At 44.9% G+C, this 14,915-nt stretch carries 13 protein-coding genes and 1 tRNA gene; 5 read left to right on the top strand and 9 right to left on the bottom strand.

Translation table 11 applies throughout. From position 1 onward, the window contains the following. Positions 1-20 precede the first annotated feature (20 nt). Both ATG66_RS05255 and lhgO read left to right on the top strand, forming a co-directional pair. The gene (locus ATG66_RS05255) at positions 21-2,144 is read left to right on the top strand and encodes a TRAP transporter permease (protein ID WP_098414296.1); all 2,124 of its coding nucleotides are present in this window, start codon (positions 21-23) and stop codon (positions 2,142-2,144) included. An 8-nt stretch (positions 2,145-2,152) separates the two neighbouring features. Continuing rightward, the gene (gene lhgO, locus ATG66_RS05250) at positions 2,153-3,373 is read left to right on the top strand and encodes an L-2-hydroxyglutarate oxidase (RefSeq protein ID WP_098414295.1); all 1,221 of its coding nucleotides are present in this window, start codon (positions 2,153-2,155) and stop codon (positions 3,371-3,373) included. A gap of 49 nt (positions 3,374-3,422) precedes the next feature. Here the strand turns inward: lhgO and ATG66_RS05245 are convergent, their stop codons facing one another. The 4 genes from ATG66_RS05245 to ATG66_RS05230 all read right to left on the bottom strand — a co-directional run bounded on the left by ATG66_RS05245 (position 3,423) and on the right by ATG66_RS05230 (position 6,501). Further along, positions 3,423-3,830, bottom strand: coding sequence for a cystatin (locus tag ATG66_RS05245; protein ID WP_098414294.1), 408 nt, complete (start codon positions 3,828-3,830; stop codon positions 3,423-3,425). Between the two features lie 174 nt (positions 3,831-4,004). Then, positions 4,005-4,088, bottom strand: a complete 84-nt coding sequence (locus ATG66_RS21180) for a hypothetical protein (RefSeq protein WP_373560824.1) — start codon at positions 4,086-4,088, stop codon at positions 4,005-4,007. Positions 4,089-4,102: 14 nt separating this feature from the next. Further along, positions 4,103-5,101, bottom strand: a complete 999-nt coding sequence (gene cydB, locus ATG66_RS05235) for a cytochrome d ubiquinol oxidase subunit II (protein ID WP_098414292.1) — start codon at positions 5,099-5,101, stop codon at positions 4,103-4,105. Between the two features lie 11 nt (positions 5,102-5,112). Then, positions 5,113-6,501: a cytochrome ubiquinol oxidase subunit I gene (locus ATG66_RS05230; protein ID WP_098414291.1), complete on the bottom strand. Its 1,389-nt coding sequence runs from the start codon at positions 6,499-6,501 to the stop codon at positions 5,113-5,115. A 164-nt stretch (positions 6,502-6,665) separates the two neighbouring features. On the opposite strand from ATG66_RS05230, the gene ATG66_RS05225 reads away from it, so the two are divergent. Beyond that, positions 6,666-7,910, top strand: a complete 1,245-nt coding sequence (locus ATG66_RS05225; protein WP_098414290.1) for an NADH:ubiquinone reductase (Na(+)-transporting) subunit B — start codon at positions 6,666-6,668, stop codon at positions 7,908-7,910. Positions 7,911-7,938: 28 nt separating this feature from the next. On the opposite strand, the gene ATG66_RS05220 is transcribed toward ATG66_RS05225, so the two are convergent. The 3 genes from ATG66_RS05220 to ATG66_RS05205 form a co-directional block, all read right to left on the bottom strand. After that, positions 7,939-8,571, bottom strand: coding sequence for a DUF2913 family protein (locus ATG66_RS05220; RefSeq protein ID WP_098414289.1), 633 nt, complete (start codon positions 8,569-8,571; stop codon positions 7,939-7,941). 32 nt (positions 8,572-8,603) lie between these two features. Further along, positions 8,604-8,687: transfer RNA gene (locus ATG66_RS05215), tRNA-Leu, on the bottom strand. 445 nt (positions 8,688-9,132) lie between these two features. Then, complete coding sequence (locus ATG66_RS05205; RefSeq protein WP_373560819.1) at positions 9,133-11,145, bottom strand: alkyl/aryl-sulfatase; 2,013 nt, start codon at positions 11,143-11,145, stop codon at positions 9,133-9,135. Positions 11,146-11,304: 159 nt separating this feature from the next. On the opposite strand from ATG66_RS05205, the gene ATG66_RS05200 reads away from it, so the two are divergent. After that, positions 11,305-12,231: a LysR family transcriptional regulator gene (locus tag ATG66_RS05200; RefSeq protein ID WP_257145718.1), complete on the top strand. Its 927-nt coding sequence runs from the start codon at positions 11,305-11,307 to the stop codon at positions 12,229-12,231. Between the two features lie 39 nt (positions 12,232-12,270). On the opposite strand, the gene ATG66_RS05195 is transcribed toward ATG66_RS05200, so the two are convergent. Further along, positions 12,271-13,185: a GGDEF domain-containing protein gene (locus tag ATG66_RS05195; RefSeq protein WP_098414286.1), complete on the bottom strand. Its 915-nt coding sequence runs from the start codon at positions 13,183-13,185 to the stop codon at positions 12,271-12,273. A gap of 239 nt (positions 13,186-13,424) precedes the next feature. Then, positions 13,425-13,877, bottom strand: a complete 453-nt coding sequence (locus ATG66_RS05190) for an acyl-CoA thioesterase (RefSeq protein WP_098414285.1) — start codon at positions 13,875-13,877, stop codon at positions 13,425-13,427. Between the two features lie 204 nt (positions 13,878-14,081). Here ATG66_RS05190 and ATG66_RS05185 point away from each other — a divergent pair, with 204 nt between their 5' ends. Then, positions 14,082-14,846, top strand: a complete 765-nt coding sequence (locus ATG66_RS05185; protein WP_098414284.1) for a ferredoxin--NADP reductase — start codon at positions 14,082-14,084, stop codon at positions 14,844-14,846. Positions 14,847-14,915 lie beyond the last annotated feature (69 nt).

Genomic DNA, 14,915 nt, shown 5'->3' with positions numbered 1-14,915 from the left:
GCCAGAGCTTGGAGTATGAGATGAGCGACTCAATAGAAAAGGAATTGCAGAAGTTTGAGCTGCCTACGCGCACTGATTTTCCGTGGGTAACCACCACAATCACGGTGTTTGGCGTGGTACTGTCTGCTTTGCACATTTGGTTTAATACCTTATCGACGTTACCGGAGTTATGGATTTCCGCGACCCACTTTGCGGGGTTTGCGGTGATTTGTGCACTCTGGTATCCGGCTCATCTCTCTCTCAAGCAGAGCAAGATTGCGCTTGGCATCGACGTCTTGATTGCCATGGGCGCGGTTGCGTGCTTACTCTATATTCCTTATGCCGAAGACGCGTTATATGAACGTGGAGTGAAGTTCGTCACCAGCGATTGGGTCTTCGCCATCATGGCAATTTTGATTGTTATTGAATTGATTCGACGCACCATGGGCTGGTTTATTCCGGTGCTGATCGTGGTGTGTTTGAGTTACGTTGTACTGTGGGGTAAGTGGGCAACGGGCATTTTCCACTTTCCGGGGTTGAGCATGGAAACCTTGCTCTACCGCAGCTTCTACTCATCGGAAGGCATGTTCGGCTCTATCTCCCGCATCAGTTGGACATTCGTGTTCATGTTCATTCTGTTTGGGGCGTTTTTAGTGCGCTCCGGCGTAGGGGATTACATCATTAATGTTGCGCGTGCGGCGGCAGGAAAAGTCATTGGCGGCCCCGGTTTTATCGCTGTGATTGGATCGGGGTTGATGGGCTCTGTGTCGGGGTCAAGCGTAGCCAATACGGTCTCTACGGGGGTGATCAGTATTCCGCTTATGCAGAAAGCCGGCTTTCCTTCGCGCTTTGCTGCAGGGGTAGAGGCGGCGGCGTCGACAGGTGGACAGCTCATGCCACCCGTGATGGGCGCGGGGGCTTTCATCATGGCGTCTTACACCCAAATCCCGTATGTCGACATCATTGCGGTGTCATTTGTGCCTGCGTTGATTTATTTCCTATCGGTTGGCTTTTTTGTACGCATCGAAGCAAAACGCAGTGGCGTACAAAAAATTACCACCAGTGATCAGTCGCTGCTTAAAGTACTGGTTAGCGGTTGGCACAACCTGATTCCTTTGGCGGTGCTGGTGACTTTGTTAGTACAAGGTTTTACACCCACTTATGCCGCGGGTCTTTCAATCATTTCTGTTGTGGTGGCCTCTTGGTTTTCCAAAGGCCACAAAATGGGACCTAAAGCGGTCATCGAAGCGTTGTCTCAAGGGGCGAAAAACATGGCGACCACCGCCGTGCTTTTGGTGGGGATTGGTTTGGTGATCAACGTGATCAGCACAACAGGCATCGGCAATACGTTCTCCTTGATGATTGATGGCTGGGCGAGCGGAGACCTATTTATTATGATCGTCCTGATTGCACTTGCTTCTTTAGTGTTGGGGATGGGGCTGCCAGTGACGGCGGCTTACATCGTGCTGGGTACGTTATCGGCTCCTGCGCTTTACCAGCTGATCGCCGAAAGCCAACTGTTAGAACTGATGGTCTCGGGACAACTGCCAGAGCAAGCCAAAGCTATTTTTATGCTTGCTGCGCCAGATAAACTTGAGCTGCTTAATGCACCAATGGGATTAGAAACCGCGAAAGAAATGCTAGCGCTCGTGCCTGCTGATTTTATGGAGACCTTATTAGAGCAAAGCTTAGGTATTGAAGCAGTAGGTTTGGCATTGTTGGCTGCGCACCTCATTATCTTCTGGTTATCGCAAGACAGCAACGTAACCCCCCCAGTGTGTTTGACCGCCTTTGCTGCGGCGACTATCGCCAAAACACCACCAATGCGCACCGGTTTGATGGCGTGGAAAATAGCGAAAGGTTTGTACCTTGTTCCACTACTTATTGCCTACACTGGCTTGGTCAGTTGGGATGTAACCTCGGTGCTGACCGTTGGCTTTTTCGCCATCATCGGTACTTACTCGCTTATTGGTGCGATTGAAGGCTACCTAGAAGGGCCACTGAACATTCTGCTGCGACTGGTGCTTTTGGCGATAGGGGCATTATTGGTGTGGCACGACATTCCAATATTACTGCGTGTGGTAAGCTGCGCAGTGTTTATCGCAATCTTTGTTCACAGTGATCGCACATTCAAATGGCAACAGTCTCAATCATCGGTGTTATAAGAGGTCGTATGAAATCAGTCTATGACTACATCATTGTTGGCGGCGGTATCGTGGGGGTTTCCACTGCTTGGCAGTTGCAGCAGCGTCACCCAAACCGTTCTATTTTATTGGTGGAGAAAGAGTCTGGCTTTGCTCAGCACCAGACTGGACACAACAGTGGAGTAATTCACGCGGGGGTCTATTACGCGCCGGGCAGTCTAAAAGCCAACTTTTGTAAGCGCGGCGTTGAGCGAACCGTCTCGTTTTGTGCCGAGCACAATATCCCGGTTGAGAACTGTGGCAAGTTACTGGTCGCCACCAATAAGCAAGAAGTCGAGCGCATGAAAGCGCTCTATGAACGCTGTCATGTCAATGGAATTGACGTAGAACTGTTTGATGAGGCTCAGTTGAAATTGGCCGAGCCAAATATTACGGGGTTAGGCGCAATATATGTTAAATCCACCAGTATTGTTGATTACCGTTTAGTGACCGAACAAATGGCGACAGAGTTTCAAAAGCTCGGTGGAAAAATCAGCCTGAGAACCAAGGTCATCGCGGTGGAAGAAAAACAGAAAGAAGTCGAACTGACTTGCCTTTCTGACGGCCACACTCTTCAGAACAGCGCAAAGTTTTTGATCACTTGCAGCGGTCTGATGGCTGACCGCATGACTAAGATGATGGGTATTCCAACCGATTTTCAAATCATTCCATATCGTGGTGAATACTACCGCTTAGACAGCAAGCATGATCAGGTGGTGAATCACCTTATTTATCCCATCCCTAATCCGGACTTACCTTTCTTAGGCGTTCACTTAACACGCATGATTGATGGCTCAGTAACCGTTGGGCCAAACGCTGTACAAGGTTGGAAGCGAGAGGGTTACGGCAAAGTCAATTTTAACTGGCAAGATACAGTTCAAATGCTCACTTTTTCAGGGTTTTGGAAGGTGACACAGAAGCATTTAAAAACGGGGTTGGAAGAGTTTAAAAATTCATGGTGGAAGCCAAGCTACCTCAAGTTGGTCAATAAATATTGCCCCACTATCCAAGTAGAAGATTTAAAGCCGTATCCTGCGGGGGTTCGCGCACAAGCGGTGCTATCAGACGGGACCTTGGTTCATGACTTCTTATTCGCAGAAAGCGCAAGAAGCCTACACGTGTGCAATGCACCATCCCCAGCGGCGACATCGGCCATGCCAATTGGGGAGTACATTTGCGATAAGGTGAATGAGAAGGTTAGGACGGTATAAATTCACAAGGCGGCCAATAGGTCGCCTTTGTTTTAGGCAGTTTTTTGTATTATTCTTCGGTCTCTTTCGGGCAGAGCGCCCCTTTTTTGGCATGTCTTTCAATCATGTAATCGCCTCTGGCGCTGTGAAAGACCATCGCGTTCCATACTTGACCGTCTTGTAGCTCGAACTCAAACGCATAATGGGTACCAGCGGCCATTTGAGTTCTGACCTCATTGATGGCTTTTAATTTATCGGTCGCATTCATTTGATAAAGCACCATACTGAGAGAGCGTTCAGCAGCGGGAGTTACTTTAGCCATCTGCCAGCCGCCAGAGAGTTCTTTGGTTGGATAACAAATTGATTGCATCTTATTTTTCATGGCAGATGACATTTGGTTACTCACGGCGAATGCGTTGTGTACCAACGTGAGACTTGCCAGAGAAATCATGATTGCCCAAGACCGCTTTAAAGTCATAAAACCACTCCATTGCTTTATTCTTGATTGAGTATAGACCCTAAAGCCTCCAACATGCATGTATTAGAACGCTGTCTCTGATTTGTACACTTTATTAACGATTTTTGCGTTATAACGATCTCGTCTTCACACGGTCATCCCGCCGTTATGTCGGGATGAACAGGGCTGTTTGGTTTACATGATGGCACTTCGTATTAGAGCACTAATGACAAACAAGGCCATCACGCTTGCGAACCAAATAGCAATGAACCATAACATCGGTTTTAACTTCATCAGTGATACCCCTCTCCTTGTTTCATTTTGCCGCGGAAAACCCAGTAAGAATAAGCCGTATAGGCAATAATCAGTGGCAGTAAAACCACAGTACCTGCCAGCAAGAAAGTTAAGCTTTTATCTGGCGCTGCAACTTCCTGATAAGTGAGGGCGAACGGAACCAAATAAGGAAAAGTACTCACACCAAATCCCATGGCTGAAACAAGAAATAAACCAATGCCCAATATATAAGCTCGAACGGCTTTATGATCGAGTAAGGATTTAAACAGTTGCCAAATGATAATCGCGGCGGTAACGGGGATGATCAAAAAAAGCAACGAGTTTGGCAATGAGAACCAGCGCTCAAAGATGACCTCATGGCTGAGCGGTAACCAAAGGCTGGCGATGAATATGCAGGCGACCATCGCAAGCCCCCAACGTCTGGCGATAACGTAATAGCGTCCCATCAGCTCTTCAGGCAGTTTGATTAGCAACCAGCATGAACCGAGTAAGATATAAGCACATACGAGGGCGATACCACAGAACAGGCTAAATGGTGTCAGCCAATCGAACCATCCTCCTGCATAAGATCTGCCACTGACTTCAATACCTTGCAGCAGTGTCCCAAGCATAATGCCTTGCATTAGCGCTGCGGTCAGTGAACCAATGAAGAAAGCACTGTCCCAAAGAAACTTGCCGCGTTGGGTTCTGAAGCGGTATTCAAAAGAGACGCCTCGTAAAATTAATCCGAGCAACATCAGAATCAGCGGGGCGTACAGTGCTGGCATAATGACTGCATAAGCGAGAGGAAATACGGCAAAAAGCCCGCCACCGCCAAGTACCAACCAAGTTTCGTTGCCATCCCACACAGGAGCGATGCTGTTCATCATCATGTCGCGTTCGTTATCGTCGTTAGCGCTAAGGAAAAGAACGCCAATGCCGAGGTCAAACCCATCTAACACCACATAAATGAGGACCGCGAGCCCAATTAAGGCGTACCAAATTAATGCATAATCCATGAGTCTCTCTCCTAGGTAAGATGATTAGAATGAGTAATGACATCGGTGTCGCTACCATCAGGAAGTCGGCTATTTAACCCTTCCTCATAGCGAGTCGGTGATTTACGCATTAAACGCAGTAGATAGAAAAAACCAGCCCCGAAAACCACAAAGTAAACGACGATGAACGCCGTCAAAGAGACACTCACCGCGGCGGCGTCAATAGGTGACGCTGAATTGGCGGTGGTTAAGAGCCCGTACACGGTATAGGGTTGACGGCCGACTTCTGTTGTAATCCAACCCGCTAAAACCGCGATAAATCCAGCGGGCGCAAACAGCACACAGATACGGTGCAACGCTCGAGATTCATAAAGTTTGCGACGTTTCCTTAGCCACAGGCTCCATAAACCAATCGCTAACATGAAAAATCCAAGTGCGACCATGACACGAAATGACCAGAAGACGATGGAGACGGGTGGGTGTTGTTCTTCTGGGAACGCATCTAAACCTTTAACTTCGCCGTTTAAATCATGGGTCAAAATCAAACTGCCGAGTTTCGGAATTTCTAACGCATATTCCATGCGTTTTTCTTCGTCATTGGGAATCCCAAATAGAATCAATGGCGCACCTTGATGTGATTCATAGTGTCCCTCCATTGCGGCAACTTTAGCTGGTTGATGCTCCAGCGTATTCAGCCCGTGCATATCCCCCGCGAATATTTGAATTGGCGTGACGATTGCAGCCATCCACATCGCCATTGAGAACATAATGCGTGCTAAAGGATTATGCTTAGCTTTGAGCAAGTGGTATGCGGCTACGCCGGCGACGACAAAGGCTGTTGTAAGGTAAGCCGCCAAAAGCATGTGAACGAGGCGATAAGGGAAAGACGGGTTGAAGACGATAGCCCACCAATCTTCAGGAATAAATTGCCCAACCTCGTTGATACTGTATCCGGCTGGTGTTTGCATCCAACTGTTGACCGACAGTATCCAAAAGGCGGAAAGAAACGTCCCAAATGCAACAATACAAGTTGCCGCAAAGTGGAGCTTCTTACCCACTTTATCCATGCCAAACAACATGACACCTAAGAATCCCGCTTCGAGGAAGAAGGCAGTAAAGACTTCATAGCCCATAAGAGGGCCAAGGATCGGGCCAGTCTTATCTGCAAATACGCTCCAATTCGTCCCGAACTGGTAGCTCAACACGATGCCACTGACTACACCCATACCGAAACTGATGGCGAAAATTTTGAGCCAGTATTTGTAGATTTGCATGTAGTGCTTGTTGCCAGTTTTGAGATACAAACCTTCTAGTACTGCGAGGTAGCTCGCAAGGCCTATCGTGAAAGCTGGAAAAATGATGTGGAAAGAAACGGTGAAGGCAAATTGGAATCGTGCTAAATCGATAGCTAGTGTATCCATGGGTATTCCCTTGTTGAGGTCGAATCGTCTGTTCGCCGAGGGACAACTATTTGGCACAAGATCGACGAACATTATTCAGTACGGAGGATGGCAACAAATGGATTAAAAAAACGATCGCTTTTTGCGTGAGTGCGTAACAACTCTTAAATAAAGGAGGGGTTACCATGAGCCTTAAACACTACTTTGAGAAAGCGACACCCAAATTTGAACCTGGTGGGAAGTACCACAAGCTCTACCCACTTTTCGAAGCTGTCGAAACCATTTTTTATACGCCCGGAAAAGTGAATCAGGGTAGGACCCACGTGCGAGATAGCATTGATTTAAAACGCATCATGATCATGGTGTGGTTGGCGGTTTTCCCCGCAATGTTTTGGGGGATGTACAATATAGGTCAGCAATCCAGTGATGCTCTCTTATATGGCTTGGATCAAGCGGCAGCACAACAAGCGTTGGCTGCTTCGTGGCAGCTTAATTGGGTGTGGGGGTCGTTAGAGGCGGTGTCGCAAGCGAGCTGGGCGAGCAAAATGTTGCTCGGCGCCACGTATTTTCTGCCTGTGTACGCGACGGTGTTCATTGTTGGTGGTTTTTGGGAAGTGCTGTTTGCGATTGTGCGTAAGCACGAAGTCAATGAAGGCTTTTTCGTTAGTTCCATTCTTTTTTCTTTAATCCTTCCTCCTACTATCCCTTTATGGCAAGCCGCACTGGGTATTACTTTTGGTATTGTTGTGGCGAAAGAAATTTTTGGTGGTACGGGACGTAACTTTTTAAATCCAGCACTGGCTGGGCGTGCCTTTTTGTATTTTGCTTACCCAGCTAATATGTCTGGTGGGGCCGTTTGGGTTGCAGCGGATGGTTATTCTGGGGCAACACCACTCAGTCAATGGTATGAAGGTGGCCAAAGTGCGCTGATGAATAACATGACAGGCCAGTCCATTTCGTGGCTGGATGCATTTGTTGGTCATTTGCCCGGGTCAATGGGGGAGGTATCGACATTGTTTATTGCGTTAACGGGCTTGGTTCTTATTTTCATGAAAATAGCGTCGTGGCGGATCGTGGCGGGAGTATTGACTGGTTTAGCAGTCGCTTCACTGTTACTTAACGCGATTGGGTCGGAGTCCAACCCTATGTTCTCGATGCCTTTCTATTGGCACTTTGTTATTGGTGGCGTTGCGTTTGGTACTTTCTTTATGGCGACCGACCCAGTCTCTGCCGCATTCACTAATGGTGGGAAATGGGCTTACGGTATTTTAATCGGTGTGATGACCATTTTTATTCGGGTTTTAAATCCGGCTTACCCAGAGGGCATTATGCTGGCCATTTTGTTCGCTAATTTGTTTGCGCCTCTGTTCGACTACTTGGTGAAAGAGAGCAATATTAAACGCCGAATGAAACGTATCAGATCGGCTTAAATGAGCGTTAAGGTTAGATTGATGAACTTTAATGTACCGAATTATTTGTTGACACTAAATTCAGTGTGATTCGTACGAATTGTTCATCTTGGTACTGCACGTCGTAATTGAACGTGCCGCTGGCGTAAATGCTGCCAAGGAATAAAGCTCGTTGGCTCATTGGGCCACGGAAAAGCATCGAAATCGGGGTGGTTAGGGCGTTATTATCGTCGAAATGTTGATTTAAGTTTTCGGAAAGTACGCATAGTAAGCAGCCGAGTTGATCGTGCGATAAGTCGACATCTTCTGGTCGTGATAATAATACCGTTGTACCCAGTTTTTTCTCGATTTCGTTGAGCAACAGCAGGTAGCTATCTAAATCAGGTTGAGGATTACTTGGTTTATCGGCATCAACACAGCGTTCAAGTAAGGCTTCAAGGTTACCATTCTCGCCTTTTGCCTGTTGAGTCAACGACTTTAATGGTTTTTTTATCAGTTTATAGCGATTACTTTTCAGCTTAGGCTTAAGCCACTTTTGTAGTAGATCGTTACGTTCTTTTAAGGGGATCGTGCGTGGTGACGAGTGAATTTTAAAATGCAGGTGCAATAAAGCGTGAACTGCAAGCTCACTCAGAAGTTGGTTAGCATCTGTAGATTGTCTTGCCTGCTTAGAACTTTGCATTACACTCGAATAAAATTTGAGAAGAAGGATAATGGTGCCGAGAGAGGGACTCGAACCCTCACACCAAAGGCACTAGCACCTCATGCTAGCGTGTCTACCAATTTCACCATCTCGGCATCATGATGCTCTGTATTCACAGAGGCCTCAAAAAGAAGCACCACAGATTGTATAACCAAAATCCATCTGTTGGCGAGCGTAAAATTGCGTATTTTTAGTTTTTTGAATTCGACTGCGTGTTTATTGGTCGTTTTGTTTTTTTTATCAACAACAATCGTCTCAATCCCCTTGCTGTTGGTGTTGATATTGGCATAAGGTTCGACACTTCCATGAATTTGACCCTCTTTAATTCTGGGTCATGAATATCATGAATGTTTCTTTATATTTTATTTCCCATCAGTGCGTCCTGTTTAAGTGGCAATTAAAATAACGTGTGTTTTTGTCTTTCAAAGCGAGTGTTGATGATATTTTCCGGCTTTTCATTTATCACTAAAAAGTAAAAGGGCCAGCTCCGTTGTTTCTGGCCCCTAACTTATAATGATTTTCTAAGGAGCATCACCGACGTTAATTGGTTGGCATTGGTAATATCTCAAACATGCCGTCGAACTTATCCAAAGAGTCGTTCAAATCATCGAGCAGCGTAGTATTACCTTTTAAAGTGACTTTACCTTGCTCGACGAGCTGCTCTAATGTGTTTTCACCTAATACTATCGAGGTGAGATCTACCTTATCCAGTATGACACTAACATCAACGTTTGGTACTTCCTCTACTTGAATACTAGACATATTGGCGTTGGATACCTCTCCGTAGTAATGCTCGTTCAAATCTGGGTGCGATACGGAGAAGTTGAAACGAAGATCGGCTTGCTCAGCTTTTTCAGCATTTAAACGAACTGCGGTGAAATCAAGCAACACGCCAGTAGGTGTATTGGCGATGACATCTGCAGAAGCCGCTTTCAATGAAGGCAGAATCACGTTGGTTCTCAAATCAGCGGCACCTTGCAGGTAGCTGTTACGCCACGCCATCGTTTCTGACTGATAGCCTTGTTGTTCAAAGCTGTCTGCTAACACGTGGCGATAATTGGTATTATCTGGAGAGCATTGTACTAAGTCATTTAGTAGTTGAGATGCGGCTTGATATTCGCCTGCGTTAAAGTGTGCGACGCCAGCGTTGTAGAGCTTTTTCTCACCAGCGGCTTCAACATAAGTACACGATTTATCCTTTGTTAGAAGCGGGTTGGTATTTACTGGGTTCATATCATGATAACCCAAGTAAAGGTTAACGACGGCGCGAGCGTTATGGCTGTATGAACCATGATAACCATTGGTGTGCCAGGTGTCTTTTTGTGATTGAGGAACTATCTCTTCAATTTTACGGCCAACATCATGAATGGTTACACCGTGATTCGCTAAACGCATCGATTGGTTATGAATAAAACCGTAGTTGTCTCTTTGTAGTTGCATATATTGACCAATCTCATTCTCCTTAGTTTCTGGATTGTTCCACACTGGTGCTGAGTGCGCTGCGTGAATATTGTCAACCAGACCAGTGTCCACAAAGCGCATCTTAAGTTCAGTCAGATACTTGGTCCAGACGAGAGAATCACGAACCTTTGCGCCACGGAAAGTATAGATATTGTGCATGCCATCATACGTCAATTCTGCAGTGTTCAACGAGCGATACTCTGGAACGTAGAGGACGATTTCTGCGGGAGCTTCTGCGCCTGGCATGTTGATCGCTAATAGATCCAAACCGTCGATGTTGAGCATTCTCTCGCGCTCCTGAATTTCTTCAGTTGGCGCAACCAGTGTGACATTGCCGCGTGATGTCCCAAGACCTAAAGCGTTGTCAACGATGCCTTTTGCATCATTACCTAGGGTCATCCCATATTGATAATTTGCACGACGGCTCATGGCTGTTCCGGCAATCACATTTTCATCCGCCAGTTCTTTGAGGAAATCTTTAGGCGCATAGATTGGCGCTCCTTCGACGAGATCACCAGAATCTATAATGCCTTGTGACCCACCAAAATGATCAATATGCATGTGTGAGTAGATAATGCCGGTAATTTTATGTTCGCCATTAATTGCTGGCAGGTACTGTTTCGCAAAATCCCAGGCGGCTGATGCCGCTTCTTCGGTGATCAAAGGATCATGGATTAGGTAGCCGTTATCTGTACGGTAAATAGTCATGTTGGACAAATCGGCCCCACGAATCTGGTAGACGCCATCGGTCACTTGATATAAGCCATTTGCTGCGTAATTTAGCATGCCTTGACGCCAAATTGACGGGTTCACAGTATCTGGAACATTGGATATTGATATGTCAGTCATGTGGCTGAATCGACGACGTAATTCACCAGATTCGTGAGTGCCAAATTCAGCAATCAACCCATGTTGAGTTCTCTCAAATGCGGAGGTGTCTCCCCACGGAAGGGTTTTAGCGACTTCCGCATTCTTGACCGCCGTGTATGTTGAGGCATCTTTACCTTCGTAAGTATCGATTGATGCGTAGTCGTTTGCATTTACGCCAAAACTACCCCCTAGAATTGCAACAGTTAGTAAACTTTTTCTCATCAGCTTATCTCTCATTTCAGTAGTCATTAAGCCGTTCAGTTTCAATGAACCGCCTCGATGTAAGTACTTTAAGCATGATTAGACTTAAAAAATAGTGAGCATAAGTGATGTCGGTGTTAACCTAAATTCAACATGTAGATTAAGGTTAGGGGTTATATTTTGCGCAAAAGTCTTTTCCATCATTTAGACCTAAATCTTCTGAGGTTATTCTTTGTGCTTTATCAAGAGCGGAACATGAGATTAGCTGCGGAAAAATTGTTTGTAACGCGACCTGCGATTAGTAAGTCACTGAGCCGACTTAGGCATTATTTTGATGACCCACTATTTGTTAAAACTGCAAAAGGGTTAGAACCGACGCCTTATGCAGAAGAGTTGTATGCAGCGATTGAGCCCGTATTGAATATGCTTGAGTCGAAGCTGCAATCAACTAAACAATTTGATCCGAGTGAATTGAATGAGACGATTCATGTGGTTATGTCTCCGTTTTTACAAAGTGCGATTTCAGTTTCTTTATTCCATGCATTGAAGCGCGAAGCACCAAATCTTAAGCTTAATATGTCAACATGGAAGAAAGGGTCTTTAAAATCATTAAATGAAGGCGATATTGATTTAGCGATCAATTATGACGTTGAACTTGCTTATGCCTCGCTAAGATCCAAAGTTATAGCAGAAGATAACTTTTCTTTGGTGATTAGTAAGCATCACCCGTTTAAAGGGAAACGCATTGAGATTGAAGAGTTTCTTCAATATGAAGTAGGTATTCTTGTTACAGCAGACTGGAATGACAGAGAGCCTATGGTGCAGGTCGTGGCTAATGAATATGACAAGTTAGTAAACGTGGTACTAAAGTCTGATCTGCCTTCAACCTTAATCAATGCAGCTAAAACAACGAACTTAATGTTACCGTTTTCACGTTTTTATAAACTGACACCTGAAATGGATATGAGGCGTATAGAAATTAACCATGCCCATCCATCTAAAAACCCTAAAGTAGCGGTGTATTACCATCAAAAAAATCACAATAGTGCGAAATTTAATTGGTTAGTCAACATCATTGAGCAGCAATTTCATACATCTATTAATTAACTTTACTGTATTGTGTTGATTATTTTGTTGAAAAAATAGCTAGTGCATTTTGAGTTTACTTTGATGCTTTTTTTCGTCATACATGTTTTTGTCTGCTTTGGATATCGCGGAGTCGAGAGAAAACTCTGGTCCATCGATGATATATTTACCTATCGATGTGCCGATACGAATCTTTTTATTTCCGGTATATACCTGACCGTTTAATGCATGCTCAATTCTTGTAATTACTTCAGAAGTGTAGTGCTCTGCCTCTTGTTTATTGTCACCAACACTCCCCAAGAACACGATAAATTCATCGCCACCATACCTAGAGACGAGATCAGTGGTGCGCACACTATTTTTTATGCGGTTGCCCACTTCACGTAAGATATGATCGCCCGTTGTATGGCCATGGTCGTCATTTATTTGCTTAAAATCGTTTAAATCAATAAAAAGCAAAGATGAAAAAGAATTTTCGTTGATCTTTTTCTTTAAGTCATGCTGTATGCTTTCAATCAGTCCTCGTCTATTTAAAAGCTCAGTTAATTCGTCCATACGAGCTTGGCGATGCGCTCTTTTCTCAAGTTCTTTTTGTTTGGTGATATCTGTGGATATTCCTAGGATTGCTACCACTTCGTTGGGTTTTTCAGAGCTATAAATTGGGGACTTCATCTCTAAATAAATTCTTTGCGTGCCATCGGCATCTTTAATGAAAATCTCTTCTCTGGTGGTTTCTCCTTCAATCACTCTGGCATCGACGCTTGTCAAAAGCTCAACGGCTTCTGTCGGGAAAAAGTCAGAATCTTGTACATTACCGAAATCTTCCTTCTTAATCCCCATTAACTGCAAAGCTAAGTGGTTGGCGTAAAGATATCTCGAATTTCTATCTTTAATAAATACGTAAGTTTCCAGATGATCAAGAGACTGTATTAGATCATCTAGATTAACCCCCAATCCCCCTAGTTCAAGATGCATTGCGGCCTCCAGAATGCAGAAAAATGCTTCACTTATATAATAATTATTGTCTATGCTTTTTGGTTATCTTATCACATTTGAGAATGTTTACTCGTGTCGAGTCCCTTCTGATGGGGGTGAGGCGCGTAAACAATTCATTGCTTTAATAATAGTACTTAGAATCGGTGATGGTTTGGTAGTTACTTCGAGAATGGTAATCGAGAGTGTAACTCACTGTGGTCTTTTTTGGCTCTATTAGGCTACTCCAAATGGTGTGTACTGCCTACGGTACTTTCCAGCTCAAGAATAGATTGGCGTACGTGCTCAGGAATGGCTGTCTTCTTATTGTTTTTAAAATCGAACATAACGCCCGTTGCCGTCGCAACGGTAACAATTTTGCCCCACTTTTTACTTAATGCTTGGTACTCCATGGTAATTCGGTCTTCTTGCATATCGACGACACGAGAACCAACCAGCAACGTGTCTGGATAGGTAACCGGAAGTTTGTAACGGCATTGAGTTTCGCTAAGAACAGGCCCAATTTGTGACGTTTGTAGATCGACCAGAAGGTCGGTGTTATTGAAATAATCTAAACGCGCCGTCTCGAAGTAGCGGAAGTAGACTACGTTGTTGACGTGTTGTAATGCATCCATCTCGCCCCAAGCGACTTTAATTTCTGTTATGACGGGAAAGTCTTTTAGCAATGTGTCCATACTTGTTTTCCTTTTCATTCACTTAGCCACAAATGCGGAGTGGCTTGTCATTTTGGGTATTTATTCTAAATGTAATTACTTGGTATGTAATAAAGTTGTTTTTAAAGTGTGAAATGGAATGGTGAGTTTGTATGTAAACTAAAAACTTTACATAATCAATTTGAAAGCGTAAGTTTAACTCAGAGCTGCCAAAGGAGGTGCCTGATGACAGAGGTGAAAGGCTTCAATCTTGCGAAAGTTGATAAACGAATCGATTGGACAGGAGAACTGTTCAGCCTGAGAGTATCTGAGGCGCCACTTTCCTTTAAAGCGGGCCAATTTACAAAGCTTGCTTTACTCAATAGTGAAGGCAAGCCGATCAGTCGCGCTTATTCGGTCGTGAATGCGCCTAGTGAACAATTTGATTGGCTGGAATTCCTGATCGTATCCGATCTGCAAGGGCAACTTTCTCCGAGACTACAAAACCTTAACTCCGGTGACAGCATCTATATAGGGGAAACTGCACACGGGGACTTAATTCATGACTCAATACCTAAGCAAACTCATGATCTTTGGTTATTATCCACTGGTACCGGGATTGGACCGTTTCTCTCATTGCTTGACGACATAAATCTACTTCCTCATAACGAGCGGATTGTGCTGGTCCATGCGGTTCGATATGAAAAAGACTTGGTCTACAAATACCTCATTGAACAATTGCAACAACGATACGAGGGGAGGCTGAAGTACATCCCAATAGTCAGTAGGGAAATGGTAGATGGTAAGTTGCGAGGGCGGATTCCTGAATTGATCGAGTCTGGTGTCCTGTCCAATATGGCTGATGCCCCATTCTCTGCTCAACGGAGTTTTGTCATGATGTGTGGGAACCCACAAATGATCAAAGATACCTTGCCGGTCTTACAAGAGTTTGGTTTGGAGAAGTACCGCCCGAAAACGGGGGGCAATATTATTTATGAGCGCTATTGGTAGCGTTTAGATTGGGCATGATGCGATCAAAAAAGCCACATAACGTGGCTTTAAATATCGAGTCAGTCAATA

It is taken from the genome of Vibrio sp. ES.051, assembly GCF_002563795.1.
GTDB lineage: Bacteria > Pseudomonadota > Gammaproteobacteria > Enterobacterales > Vibrionaceae > Vibrio.
The sequence above is the reverse complement of the archived record's forward strand: the minus strand, read 5'-3'. Positions and strand labels throughout refer to the sequence as shown.

Coding starts and splice junctions, on each gene's coding strand:
- ATG66_RS05255 (WP_098414296.1), top strand. CDS start 21: ATGAGCGACTCAATAGAAAAGGAATTGCAGAAGTTTGAGCTGCCTACG.
- lhgO (WP_098414295.1), top strand. CDS start 2,153: ATGAAATCAGTCTATGACTACATCATTGTTGGCGGCGGTATCGTGGGG.
- ATG66_RS05245 (WP_098414294.1), bottom strand. CDS start 3,830: ATGACTTTAAAGCGGTCTTGGGCAATCATGATTTCTCTGGCAAGTCTC.
- ATG66_RS21180 (WP_373560824.1), bottom strand. CDS start 4,088: ATGTTATGGTTCATTGCTATTTGGTTCGCAAGCGTGATGGCCTTGTTT.
- cydB (WP_098414292.1), bottom strand. CDS start 5,101: ATGGATTATGCATTAATTTGGTACGCCTTAATTGGGCTCGCGGTCCTC.
- ATG66_RS05230 (WP_098414291.1), bottom strand. CDS start 6,501: ATGGATACACTAGCTATCGATTTAGCACGATTCCAATTTGCCTTCACC.
- ATG66_RS05225 (WP_098414290.1), top strand. CDS start 6,666: ATGAGCCTTAAACACTACTTTGAGAAAGCGACACCCAAATTTGAACCT.
- ATG66_RS05220 (WP_098414289.1), bottom strand. CDS start 8,571: ATGCAAAGTTCTAAGCAGGCAAGACAATCTACAGATGCTAACCAACTT.
- ATG66_RS05205 (WP_373560819.1), bottom strand. CDS start 11,145: ATGAGAAAAAGTTTACTAACTGTTGCAATTCTAGGGGGTAGTTTTGGC.
- ATG66_RS05195 (WP_098414286.1), bottom strand. CDS start 13,185: ATGCATCTTGAACTAGGGGGATTGGGGGTTAATCTAGATGATCTAATA.
- ATG66_RS05190 (WP_098414285.1), bottom strand. CDS start 13,877: ATGGACACATTGCTAAAAGACTTTCCCGTCATAACAGAAATTAAAGTC.
- ATG66_RS05185 (WP_098414284.1), top strand. CDS start 14,082: ATGACAGAGGTGAAAGGCTTCAATCTTGCGAAAGTTGATAAACGAATC.